General features: G+C 69.5%; 5 protein-coding genes and 1 pseudogene. All 6 read right to left on the bottom strand.

The genetic code is table 11. From position 1 onward, the window contains the following. Window positions 1-23 precede the first annotated feature (23 nt). The 6 genes and pseudogenes from IE330_RS23195 to IE330_RS23170 all read right to left on the bottom strand — a co-directional run bounded on the left by IE330_RS23195 (window position 24) and on the right by IE330_RS23170 (window position 12,457). Window positions 24-242, bottom strand: coding sequence for a hypothetical protein (locus IE330_RS23195; protein WP_190138020.1), 219 nt, complete (start codon window positions 240-242; stop codon window positions 24-26). A 27-nt stretch (window positions 243-269) separates the two neighbouring features. Beyond that, the gene (locus IE330_RS23190) at window positions 270-1,901 is read right to left on the bottom strand and encodes a CpaE/TadZ family protein (RefSeq protein ID WP_190138019.1); all 1,632 of its coding nucleotides are present in this window, start codon (window positions 1,899-1,901) and stop codon (window positions 270-272) included. Between the two features lie 344 nt (window positions 1,902-2,245). Beyond that, window positions 2,246-2,953, bottom strand: coding sequence for a Flp pilus assembly protein CpaB (cpaB, locus tag IE330_RS23185; protein ID WP_190138018.1), 708 nt, complete (start codon window positions 2,951-2,953; stop codon window positions 2,246-2,248). A 112-nt stretch (window positions 2,954-3,065) separates the two neighbouring features. Continuing rightward, window positions 3,066-3,962: a hypothetical protein gene (locus tag IE330_RS23180; protein WP_190138017.1), complete on the bottom strand. Its 897-nt coding sequence runs from the start codon at window positions 3,960-3,962 to the stop codon at window positions 3,066-3,068. Window positions 3,963-4,219: 257 nt separating this feature from the next. Next, a pseudogene (locus tag IE330_RS23175) lies at window positions 4,220-4,501 on the bottom strand (hypothetical protein); the annotation flags it as partial. Between the two features lie 1,011 nt (window positions 4,502-5,512). Next, window positions 5,513-12,457, bottom strand: coding sequence for a polymorphic toxin-type HINT domain-containing protein (locus IE330_RS23170; protein ID WP_229925856.1), 6,945 nt, complete (start codon window positions 12,455-12,457; stop codon window positions 5,513-5,515). Window positions 12,458-12,526: the final 69 nt, after the last annotated feature.

The raw sequence follows: 12,526 nt of genomic DNA, 5'->3' as shown, positions 1-12,526 counted from the left end.
CGCGCTGCACGGGCGCGCGGCGCTCACCGGGCGCCCTGCGCGGGGGGCGGTGCCTGCCCGGGCCCCGGCTCCGGGGTGCGCTCCGGCGGGCAGGGCGGCACAGCGGTGCCGTACGCGACGGAGGCCGCGCCGGGGCCGCCCGGGCCGCCCGGGCCGCACACGGCGTAAGGCACGGTCGAGCCGGACGCGACGTACGACGGCAGCAGTAGCGGCAGCGGCAGCGGCAGCAACAATGGCAGCAACAACGGCGGCGGAGCGACGCGGCGCGGTCATGGCGCGGCACCCCCGTCCAGGCCCTCCGAGTCCTCCAGCGCCGCCCCCGCCTCCGCGTGGACCGTCCAACCCGTCGTGACGCCGGGGAAGAACACGGGCACCTCGACGTCCACCCGAGCCTTCATCACGTCGCCGTCGGCGGCGCACGCCACTTCGGCGTCCTGCCACGCGCCGGGCAGGTGTTCCTTCGCCGCGGCGTCGCAGGACCCCGTACCGCCGGACGCCGTCGCCACCGCGGCCGCCCGTGCCGCCTCGTCCGCCGCGTTGCCCGCCAGCGAGTACGAGTAGCCGTACAGCGCGCACTGCCAGAGGATGCCGATCACGGCGAGCAGCAGCGGGAACATGCCCGCGAACTCCAGGGTGACGGCGCCCCGGTCCGACTTCGCGGCGCGCCGCAGCCCGCGGCCGCCCTTGCGCCCGGCGCCGGGCTCCGCCTCGACCAGGCCCAGCTCCCCGGCGAGCCCCCACAGCGCCTGCTTGACGGTGGACTTGGCGTCGAGGTCGTGGAGGCGGCCCGCGTCGACGGCGGTGTGGAGCTCCTTGGGCGCGTCCGGCACGGTCGTACGGGCGCCGCGCGTGCCGGTGACGCGGGCGACGAGGGACGGCTGGATCTCGGTGCCGCGCGTGACCCGGTTGACGACGGTGACCGTCTCCTCGGCCTTGCGGATCTGGAGCCGGTCCCAGAGGCGGACCATGCGCTTGGCGGCGCGTACGGCCACGACGTCGGGGGTCAGCAGGAGGACGGCCTGGTCGGCCAGTTCCACCACGGCGGCGCTCGCGGTCGTGACGTACGTGCCGCAGTCGACGACGACCACGTCGTACCGGCCGCGCAGGGCGTTGACCGTCTGCCGCGCGACGCGCTCGGTGATCTCCTCGGCGCGCTCGCCCTCGGCGGGCGCGAGCAGGAGGCCGACGCCGGTCTCGTGGGCGTAGACGGCGTCCTGGACGACGCGCGGGGTGAGGTCGCTGATCGCGGCGAGGTCGGCGACGGAGCGGCGGAACTGCACGTCGAGGTACGAGGCGACGTCGCCGGACTGGAGGTCCAGGTCGAGCAGCGCGGCGCTGCGGCCCGAGGCCTGCGCGGCGAGGGCGAGCTGCACGGCCGTGAGGGTGGTGCCGACGCCGCCCTTCGCGCCGGTCACGGCGATGACCCGGCCCCCGCCGGCGGGGGCCGCGCCGGGGGCGCCGCCGTACAGCTCGACGGCGTTCGAGCCCAGGTGCCGCCGCATGCCCGCCGCCCAGCCCGCGGCGGCCTGGACGCGCTCGGCGAGGGCGTCGTAGGCGAGCGGGTAGGTGACGATGCCGCGGGCGCCGCTGTCCATGGCGGCGGTCAGCAGGGCGGGGCTGGAGTCGGCGGTGACGAGCACGACGCTCACCGCGGGGAAGCGCAGGACGAGGTCGCGGATGAGGTCCAGGGCCGGTACGGGCCCGATGCGCTCGTGCACGAGGACGACCTCGGGCAGCTCGTCGAGGGACTCGGCGGCGAGCTGCGCGAGGGTGTCGAGGAGCGCGGTGGAGTCCGCGACGGGCGCGGCCGGTTCGGCGTCCGGGAGCTGCGCGGCGAGCCCGGTCAGGGCCCGGGCGGCGTCCGGTTCGCCGACGGCGGGGAGGATGCGGACGGTCGTCATGGGCGGCCTCCCTGACGCGGTGAGGGGCGACGCCGAGCTGAGGGTGGTGGGTGGTGGGGGCCCGGACGCGGTGAGCGGTGGGCTGGGGGTGCCGGGTGGTGAGGGCTCGGGCCGGGGGCCGGTGTGCGGGGGCGGTTCGCACGCGGCGGGTGCTCGGGGCCCGGGAGCGGCGGACGACGACGCCCCGGGCGTGCAGGCACCGGACCCGCCGCACGGCGACCACCACCCGCACCCGGCGGACGAAGGCGGCACCCCGCGCACAGCGGACGGCGGCAACGGCGGCGACGCCCGGCGTGCGGTGGCCGGGTGCGGCGGCCGGAGGGACCGTTCATCGGGCGGCTCCCCTACTTGTCCTCGTCGAGGGTGTACGTACGGTCGCCGCGCGGGATGTCGGTGTCGCCGCCCCGGCCCACCAGGGCGAGCCGGACGTGCGAGGCGAACGACTCCGCGTACGCGACGCGCTGGGCGTCCCGCGTGTCGAGGGCGAACGTGATGGGCACGGCCTCGTCGGCGCGGCGGCGGCCGCGGTCGTCGTCGCGGTCGAGGGCGGTCAGCTTGCCGACGTCGATGACCTTGGCCCCCTCGACGATGACCTTCGACTGGTCCTTGCCGCCGTCGGTCTCGGCCTTGAAGGTGGCGTAGATGTTGACGGTCGACCCGGGGGTGATCTTCCCGGCGACGCCGGTGGCCGCGTCGATCATGATGGCGATCTCCTGCTGGCCGGGTTCGAGGCGGGGCCGTTCCACGATCATGTCGCTCTGCAGCAGGGACCCCTTCTGGAGCCGCGTGACGGCGATCTTCCCGCGTATCTGCCGCAGGTCGGTGACGGCGTTGTCGGACAGCCACCGCTCGGGCATCTCGACCTTCTTGAACTGGCCGGGCTCCAGCTCCTTGTAGGGCGCGATGTCCGTCTTCAGCTCGTACGCCTCGGTCTCCGGCCCGACCTTCGAGTTCACGTCGCGGATCACCGAGAGGACGCCCGCGAAGGCGCCGATCGCGCACAGGACCGACAGGACCATCAGGATGACACCGCGGCGCTGGCGTGCGTTCATGGGCCGGACTACCTACCTCGTTCGTGCGGCGGGTGCGTGGGGCTGACTGCTGGCTACGGACGGTGAGCGGGGCGGTGCGTGCGCCGGTACCCGGCGGGTCGGCGGGTGGCTTCTACGTGGCGCCGCGCGGCAGCGCCCGGGTCGGTGCGGCGGCGGGGACCGCCGGGGTGCGCTCGGGCGGCGGGAGGAGCGGTGCCGCGCAGAACGCGCAGCGGTCGCCGATGAGTTCGAGGCCGCACCAGTGGCAGTCCTCCCTGCGTACGGAGGACACGAGCTGGTACAGCACGGAGATGTCCGGGATGGCCGCGGCGAACTCGACGAGCCTGCCGGTGGCCCACCAGCGCGCGGCCTCGCCGGAGAGCCGCGCCTCGGTGACGGCCCCCGCCTGCCAGGCGGGCGCCAGGGTCTCCGTCACCCACCCGGCCTGGAGCTGCCCGGCGGCGTACGTGAGCTGCGTGGCGAACCCGGGCCCGGACGGCACCGCGTCCCCGCCCACCTTCACCAGCTCGGGCGTGGGCGCGGCGAGCACGGCGAACTGGCTGCCCGGCACCCAGGACTTGGCGTGCGACCGCAGGGTCACGGGCACGCGGTCCAGCTTGGCGACGGAGCCGAGCAGCGCGCCGGCGTAGATGTAGTGGCTGAGCAGCCGGGCGGCGGAGGCGAGCACGCCGGGACTGAAGTCGCAGATGGACAACTGCCGCAACTGCAGCGCCAGTACGGACAACCCGAGCGGCGGCAGCTCGCTCCGGATCAGCGCGATCCGGTCGCTCTCCAGCACGGCCCGCACGGCGTGCAGCCGGTGCCGCACCGCCTCCGGCAGGGACGCGGGGCACAGCACGATCACGTACCCGTGGTACTCGACGAGCTGGTGCGCCTCGGTGATCGCCTGGTCGAGGGAGTACGACTTGGGCGACTTCACGGCGCTCTGCAGCACGGCGGCGGACGGGGTATGGCGATCGGGCGAAGGCAGCACCAGCTCGGAGCTGGTGACGGCTATCGCGGTCGGCATACGCGCACCTCCGGCTCCCGAGTCCCACACTCCCGTCGGCACGCCCACGTCCACGTGCGCTCCTCCTGCGGAGCACCATATCCACGCGGGGGCCGGGCTAACACCCAACTTCCCACTGTTCACTCAGGGGTTGTCGGGTCTGCCGCCTCTGCCGACTCAGCGGGGACTGCGCACGCCGCACGATGTGACGCTGCGTCAGACGACCTGGTCCTGGCTCTGGACTGGTCACCCCGCTACCAGAGCCAGGGCACGCGCCGTCACGGCAGGTCTTCGCCCATCACTCCCAGCGCGTTACGCGCGGCAGCCACGACGTCCAGCCACTCGCACAAGCGGACGGTTTCCGCGTCGCACGACGGCTTTACCGACAACACCCGATCCAGGGCCGCTCCCAACGATTCCATCGCCTCTACTTCCTCAAGGCCGGTGAGCACGAAACCCACGCGTCCCAGCGGCTCGTCCAGGACCCCGGAGTCATCGAAAAAGTCCAACATCACGTCGATGTCCGAGCCGTCGCTCGTGTTCTGTCCCCAGCTCTGCTCCTGCCAGCCTTGTCTGCCAACTTAGAAAGCCGATCGATGAGCTGATCCCGCACCCACGGGGTTTGCAGAGCGATATCGTCAGGGGGCATGCCAACTTCTCCATACCTGCCACTCACTGAGCGGGATGTGTGCCTCACGTGGATAGTCCTGGATGCGCGCCCCAGCAGGGAGGAGCTCGCCGCCCCGCCCAACAACCCTACCTCTGTGGTTGATCACGACATGGTCGACCTGCGTCGCATACTGAGACCCCGGATCTCCCTTGTGGATGCGCACGCTGTCCTGCCTCTTCGGAGCACGCCATACAAACCCTTGCTTGCCAGGATTCCTTTTGAACTTCTTGGTCATTTGCGGTGCAGACCAACCCGTGTTCGGAAGCAGTCCGATTCAAGCCGAAGCAGGCGCTGACGACGGCAACGTGCCACCACCGCCACCGACTTCTGTCCGCTGACGCATTCCGTCAACTGCTGCCGAGCGCTCCTGGAGCCCCACCAGTCACATCTGGTGGGGCTCCGGCAAGCAATAGCTTCGAGATAGGTTCAGGGCTGACTAATTCCGTTTACCGAACCCTTCGGGCATCGGATCACTCAATCGCCAGCACCCCGAGCTTGTTCCCGCAGTTCCGGCGTCAGAGCCTCCGACATAGCCATCTCGCGAAGAAGCACACGGGTAGCTTCGTGATCAAACTCTTTTCGGCCAACCATCTCGATAGCCCAAATTGCGGCTAGCTCCATCCAGTATGACCGGCCGGACTTCCACGCCGTCTCCACTGTCAGTTCGACGAGCCTCTCAGGGGTTCGTACACCACCTTGGCCGAGGCGCTCCCACGAGCCGGAAAAAGTGGCCAAGCATGTAGAGAGGTCACGCTCCAGGAACGGCCACATGGGAACGAACCCCGATCCTTCAAGAGAGGACCGCCCTTCGGACTCCACGCCTACGCCGATCCGACCATCGGGCATGACACCAATCCACGCCCCGTCCCCCCGGTACACCACAGGAGTCCAGCTTCCCATCTCAACCCCACGGCCTGTAGTCGAATTCAATCCCCTGATCGCTCATGAACTCCTGAAACTGCTGGCGTGTACTGTCCGTCCATCTGTGTCCATAGTGACCGCTATTTTCCGTGAACACTAGGCGGCCGTTATCCCGGAAGAGCGTGCCACCCAGCACTGTCCCTCTGTCCATGCCCGCCTTTTCTGCTAGTTGCTCGTGCGGACTGAGACCTCCAGGGATCCTTTCACGATCACCCGCCATGAACTTTCCACCGCCGGAATCGAAGACGAACTCAGTCTCCGGCTTCGTTGAGGTGAAACCCGTCAAGGCGTCAGCAGATCCCTCGCCCGGCCCCAGAACGACGTCACCGCAGTTGCTGTTATGAACAAGTACCGGCGTCTCCCCCGCCAGCACATAGTACGTATGGATGCCCGCAACCGTGAGGTTGTACGTCCGCACCTGCTTCGTGAACGCCCGGTTCCTCGTGACGACGACCGTGTCGCCCTGGTCCGTCCGGAGCGTCATGCCCGGTTCCAGTTCGCTGGCTTCGAGCCAGCGGTCCTCCGAGGGGGACCAGAAGGGGTGCTCGTGCGTTGCCGTGACGGTCGCTATGCCGTCGTCCGTGGCGATGGAAAGGGTGTTGAAGTACTTGTCGTCCTCGGTGACGATCAGGCGCTGCACCTTACGCAAGGCCGTCTTGCCGGTCTTGGGGTCGGTGGCCAGGACCTTGTCTCCGGCGCGGATGTCTTCGATGTCCTTCGTCTTGCCGTCGGCAAGGAGGACGTCGGTGCCTGCGAGGAAGCACTCACAATCGGGAGCCTTCCGCGCCGACCGGCCCTTCTTGGCCGCTGCAATGCCTTTGGCCAGCTTCTCCCCGAGACGCTCCGCAACCTTCAACGCTTTGCCCCAGGGGGCGAGCGCCAGCCCGGTCGAGACGCACTCGGCACTGGCTCCTCGCTTCTCCGCACATTCCTTCGCCGCGTCCGCGTCCTCCTTCAGCATGAAGCCATATGCGTCCTTGGCCAGGTCCTTCATCCTGCCCAGGGACCACGGATGCGAGTCCTTGGGCCCCGGGCTGAGGTTGAAGCCGCACGGAAGGCCCATGACGCTGCACGACTTGGGGGTCGTGGTGTAACCGACGTTGTTCACGTGGGACGTGCCCCCACCGCCGCTCGGGTAGTCGGGGTAGGTGGACTCCCACGTGGCGCCCGATCCGAAGTCCGGCGAGGCGTGGGAGTCCTGGAACACCGCGTCCGAGCCGCAGGACGAGCCACTGCACGTGAACGACCCCATGCCTGACGGGTCCGACGCGGAGACGGGATTGTTCTCCGCGTAGCTGTATCCGTTCAGGCTTCCGGGCTTGGCCGCTTCGAGCAGCGGGTCCACGCTGATGAACTGGCCCGTGACCGGGTCGTACTCACGCGCACCGATATGGGTGAGGCCCGTCCCCTTGTCGACCGGCTTGCCCAGGAAGCCCTTGTCGTCGGGCCACTTCGGTGCCTTCTCCCCGCGAGGGGCCCCGAAGGGCGACGTGTACCGCTTCGTCACCGCGTACGTCTCCGCGTCCAGTGCGACGCTCGACGTGCCGTGGTGGTCACCCGCGAGGAAGCTGAGCTGCGACTCCGCGGCACCGCTCGTGGCCGTGCGGACCGCGACGGTCTGGCCGTTGGCCGTGTAGTAGCGGGTGCCGGCGAGTGTTTTCTGGCTGCCCTTCGTCGTCAGGCGGACTTCCGTGGCGCCGAGGTAGAGGACCGTGTCCCCGTCACCCTTGGCGCGGCGGACGAGGAGTTCCCCGTCGGCGTCGTAGAGGTACGAGGTCTCAGCACTGCCTTCGAGGGTCTTGGCCAGTTTCCCTTCCATGTTCCACGTCAGGGTCTGCTGGGCCTTCGGCCCGGGGCGCTTGGTCGTGTTGCCGGTCTTGTCGTACGCGTACGTGGCGGTGCGCGCCCCGGTGGTCTTCACCAGGGGGTGCGGCTGGCCTTCGGGAGTGCCGTAGTCGTACCTCGTCGTCTCGTCACCACCTGTCCGGTGCTGGGTCTCGGTCGCCCGCTGACCTGCCTGGTTGTAGGTGTACGAGGTCCAGTAGGGGGCGGCGCCGTCGATGTTCGCCGTCTTGCGTCCCGAGGTGGCGCAGTCGGCCGTCCTCGGAGTCCACGCCTCGGTCAGACGGCTGTAGCCGTCGTAGTCGAAGCACTGGTGATCGGGCTTCTGCGTGCCGCCCTGCGTCGTGGCGTCGAGGATGGACAGGACGTTCCCGGCGTCGTCCCGGGTGTACTTCAGCTCCTGGGGCATGTAGCCGTGTACGTCGTCGGTGACGTAGGAGCGCGTGAGGCGGCGGGTACCCGCCTCGTAGTCGTAGTTGAGGTACGCCTTCTTCTCGGCGCTGGCTCCGCTCATGCCCAGCGTGAGCTGCCTCAGGTCGCCCTGCGGGGAGAAGGCGGCCCCGTGCAGGTAGCCGGTGCTGCCGTCCATGCCCGTCTGCAGGCCCAGGGCGTTGTAGTCGTAGCCGACCGTCTCCGTCTCGAGCCCGCCCACCGCGGGTTGCGAGGCCTGGCTGACGGTGCCGTCGAAACGGTATCCCGTGCTGAACGACAGCTTCTTGGGCACGCCGGCCGCTACCAGAGGATCGTCGTCGGGAAGGTGCAGCTCGCTCCCTCTGACCTCGTACATCGGGGTGTAACTGGTGACCTTCCGCGTGTACGCCTTGCCCGACAGCCCTCCGTCGTAGCGGACGGCCGTGTCCTGCTGGCCCTTGGCCAGGTCGTCGTACGTCCAAGCGGCGAGCTTGGTGGCGTCCGCCTTGCCGGTGTGCCACATGCCGGTCTTGCGGTCCAGCTCGTCGTAGCCGTACAGCAGCTTTCGCTGCTCGACGTCCGTCGTGCTGAGGGCCCGGTCGAGGTCGTCGTACGTCGTGTTCGTCGTCCCCTTGTCCGGGTCGTGAGCGCTCACCTGGCGCCCGAACAGGTCGTAGCGGTATGTCCACGTGGCCTTGTCAGGGCCAGTGATCGTTTCCTGCTGTCCGCCCGGGGTGTAGGTGAACCGGGTGGTCGTGAAGTCGGTACCGGTCGGCTTCGGGCCGCCGTACTCACGGCTCAGGACCGTCTGTCCACGGGCATCGGTCACCTCAGCCGCGGCCTGACCGCCCTCCGGGGCGCTGCTGGCCACCGTGTCGCCGGTGTACGACGTCGTGGTGGTCCACCGGGTCACGCCGAAGTTCTTCGTGACGGACTTCGTCGGGCGGCCTGCCGCGTCGTACGTGGTGTCGGTCTGTGTCGGCGCCTGGCCGCCCTCCGTCTGCACCGGCGTGCTGTTCGGCGCGGAGGTCTCGTCCCACGTCTCGCTCTGGGTGCTGACGGCGAGTCCGCGGTCGTCGTAGAGCGTGATGCCGATCAGCCGGCCGCCGACCGGCGTCGGGGACTGCGTCTGCCGGGTGCGCAGCAGGGAGTCGTAGAACTCGTAGCTGGTGTTGTAGCCGGAGCCGTCTCCCCTGAGGACCCCGGTGGACACCCAGGACATGGCCTTGCTGGTGACCTTGTAGTCGAAGACGTAGTTGGGGGTCTTGATCTCGCGCTGACGGTTCGGCAGCCAGATCTGCTTCGAGCGGCCGAGGGCGTCGTACGTCGTCTCGGTGACCTTGTCGTTGGGGTCGGTGATCTTCAAGGTGGCCCCGGTGGCGAAGTCCACCTCCGTCGTCGTCCTGTGGCCCTTGGCGTTGGTCACGCTGGAGGAGGTCAGCGGGCCGACCGTCTTCGGCTCGTAGGACGTGGTCGCGGTCGTCAGGCCGTTGGTGTCCTTGGTCTCCAGCGGTCGGCCGAGCGTGTCGTACGTCGTCGTGGCCGTCTTCTGCCAGGAGGCGGTGTTGTCCGTGCCGTATGCCTTCGCTCGGCCCGTCCAGGTGGGCTCGCCTTTGCTGGGCTTCTGTGCCGATGTCCAGCCGGTGGCGGTGGCGTCGTCGTACACCGTCGCCGTGTCGTTCACGACGTCGCCCGGGCGATCGGAGTCGGCGGGGAGGTCGAGATCAGCGGTGGACGTGGAGCAGGACCGGGCGACCGTACGTGTGCGGGAGACCAGGGAGGTGAGTCCCTTCTCAGGGTTGCGGGCGTGCCAGGTGCGGGTGCACGTGGTGTCGTCGGTGATGTCGGTGTCGCCCTGGTCCTCGACGGTCTCGGGCATGCCGTACTCGTCGTAGGTCGTCCTGGTGGTGCGGACCCTGTCACGGGGGTCGGTTCCGCTCGTGACGCGGGTGCGCTGGTGCGTGGCGGCCGTGCGGACGTAGTACGCCTCGGTGTCCGCGTACGACTTGTGCTGGGTGGCCGTCCGCTTCGACCAGGGATCATTGATCGTCCCGGAGACCTCGGTGGCACCGTTGTACGTCACCGTCTCCCGGGCGAAGCCGGCGTACTGGTCCGAGTCGGTGATGTCCGCGGCCTTGATGCCGCCGACCTTGACCGTCCGCCGCTTGTCCGGGGCGGGCGTCTTGCCGTCCGGGCCCGCGACGCGGTCGCCGTGCATGCCGCGGAGGTAGACGCTGACCTTCTTCAGACGGTCGCTGTCCTTGTCACCGGTGTAGTGAGTGACCCGCTCGTAGCCACGCCAGACCGACCAGGTGCGCTCCTTCGCGGGTGTCATCGGGTCTTCGTTGTAGTGCCAGGCACCGCCGCCGGAGTACTCGTACGTATGCTGCACGGCCTCCGCACCACCGCGCGGATCCGTCGTCGAGACGGCGGTGACCGGGTACTTCTGGAACCAGTCCAGCTTCGGGGTCTTCTCCCCGTTCGGGGACCAGTACACCGGGTAGCAGCGTCTGGTGTTCTCGTCCGGCTCCGGCATGGTCTGCCCGGCCACGCACTCCGCGGACCTGTAGGAGACGATCGTCTGTGCCCCGGTCTCCGACGTGACCGTGCGCAGGCGCGGCCTGTCCAGGGACAGGATGTCGTCGGAGGCGCCGTCGACCCGGTTGGGCAGGAAGACGTGCGTCAGCTTCACGGGGTCGAGGACGATGTCGTCCGCTCCGCGCTTGCCGGTGTGCTGGATCTCGTCGAGCCACAGGGACTGATCGGTGCTGTCACCGGTGTCGCCCGGGTCGAGGTAGAGGTGCTTCAGCTTCCAGCCGTCCACCGCCCAGTAGGCGGGCTTGGCCAGGGAGGCGTTCCAGGCGTAGGTGCTGACCCCGGTCATGCGCTTGCGGGTGAAGAAGGCCGGGCCGACGTTGCCGGTGCACTTCTTGTCGTCCTTGCACACCGTGTCGTACGGCACGTCCGGCCAGTTGTCCCGCTTGTCCTCGGTCAGCTCGTCGCAGCCGGTGCCGGACGCCAGGCAGCGCTCGGCGTGGCTGAAGGTGACCTTGTGGGACGCCACCGGGGTGGAGGAGAACAGGGCGTCCGCGCGCTGGCCGTAGCGGATCTCCTTGAGGTAGCCGCCGCGGATGTAATCGGTGCCGGTGTTGTCGTCACCGAGCTTGTCGTAGTTGTTGTGCTCGGCCTCGTACCAGTACGTCATGGCGTTGTCGTGCGTGTCCTCGACCAGGTCGAGGTTCCAGCGCCAGGCCTGCTTCTTGTCCCGGTCCGAGAAGCCGCTGCCGTCCGTGTACCCGGGCTCGCCCTCGTCGTCGCCGAAGACCGGCACGGTCCACACCGACTCGGTGCGGTCGTCGGTGCCCGCGCCCTTCAGTTTGTTCAGGCCGAAGGTGTAGGTGGTGCCGTCGCCCGTGGTGACGGTCCAGTATTCGCCGTTGTCGTCACCGTTGCTCGCGCCGATGTGGCGCTTGACGGTCGAGGCGTCGTCGTTCTTCAGCCGCCACTCGCCGCTCGTGTCGTCCTTGACCAGTTCGGTCGCCTTGCCGTTCAGGACGAGCGACGCGTTGTCGTACTTCCAGCACAGGTCCTGTTTCTCGTCGTGCCCGTCGTCCTCGCAGGAGCCGTACTTCCGTTCGATGTACGACGAGGTGATGTCGAAGCCCTCGCCAATGACCGTGCCCTGGTTGTTCGTGGAGGCGGTGCGGCCGTCGACGCTGCCGGAGTCGTAGGAGATCGCCAGGTCGGGGGACGGGCCTGCGGCTGGGTCCGGCGTCCGCAGCGGGTACGACCACGTGAAGGAGCCGGAGGAGCCGCCCGCCTCCCAGGTGGAGGAGGCGGAGAGCGGGGTGGCCTTGTAGTCGCCGGCGCCCGACTTGGTGCCCGCGGCGAGGGCGAGGACCAGAGTGCGGCCCTCCTTCGCACCGGGCCCGGCGGCGGGGAAGGACAGCGCCGCCCTCAGCCGCTCGTCCTCGCGGTCGTTGGTGTACTTGATCGGCTCGCGGGTGCGGCAGTCGGCCTTGCCCGGGGAGTCGAGGGCACAGTCCGGAAGACGCAGCACCTGGAGCCGCCCTGCCCAGTCACCGCCGTACGCGGAGGCGAAGGCGGAGTAGTCGAGGTCCAGGCGTGCCGTGCCGCCGTCCCTGGGTGCCGTGGCCGTGAGGACGACGCCCTTGACACCGAGCCTCCGCGCCTCCGTCTGCCCGAGGACCTCGACCTTGACCCGGTCGGCGGCGCGCGAGGATGCGCTCTTGGCGCCCTTCGTGGCCTTGGGCGCGGAGAGCGTGAGCGGGAGCGCCCCGGGCTCGGCCTTCGCCACCCCGGAACCGGGCAGCACCAGGGTCGCCGTACCGGCCTCGGGCCACGTAACGGTACGCCGCTGATGGGCGCTCGCCCGGTCGGCCGCCTTGCTGTCCGCCTCGGCCGACTTCCTGACGACTGCCGCGTTCTTGTCGTTCGCCTTCACCGTGAACGGTGAGACCTTGGCCGACCGCGGCGCGTCGAGCTTCGGCCTGCCGAGCGGATCCGTCGCCGCGGATGCCGAGTCGGGGAACACCACGGGCGACAGCAGCCCTGGCAGGAGGGCGAAGCCGGTGACCGCGGCGATCCGCCGCCCCCACCTGCGTCTCGCGGACCCGCCGTTTCCGGGCAGGCCGAGACCTAGCTGTTTCATTACGAGTCTCCTTGTGCGGGGCCGCGGCAGCGGCCCCGCACGGTCGTCAGGAAGAGAGCGTCAGGAAGA

The organism is Streptomyces longispororuber (assembly GCF_014656095.1).
In the GTDB taxonomy this organism is placed as follows: domain Bacteria; phylum Actinomycetota; class Actinomycetes; order Streptomycetales; family Streptomycetaceae; genus Streptomyces; species Streptomyces longispororuber.
The sequence above is the reverse complement of the archived record's forward strand: the minus strand, read 5'-3'. Positions and strand labels throughout refer to the sequence as shown.

Bases quoted from the DNA above. Each gene is read 5' to 3' on its own strand.
- IE330_RS23170 (WP_229925856.1), bottom strand. From the start codon at position 12,457: ATGAAACAGCTAGGTCTCGGCCTGCCCGGAAACGGCGGGTCCGCGAGA.
- cpaB (WP_190138018.1), bottom strand. From the start codon at position 2,953: ATGAACGCACGCCAGCGCCGCGGTGTCATCCTGATGGTCCTGTCGGTC.
- IE330_RS23190 (WP_190138019.1), bottom strand. From the start codon at position 1,901: ATGACGACCGTCCGCATCCTCCCCGCCGTCGGCGAACCGGACGCCGCC.
- IE330_RS23180 (WP_190138017.1), bottom strand. From the start codon at position 3,962: ATGCCGACCGCGATAGCCGTCACCAGCTCCGAGCTGGTGCTGCCTTCG.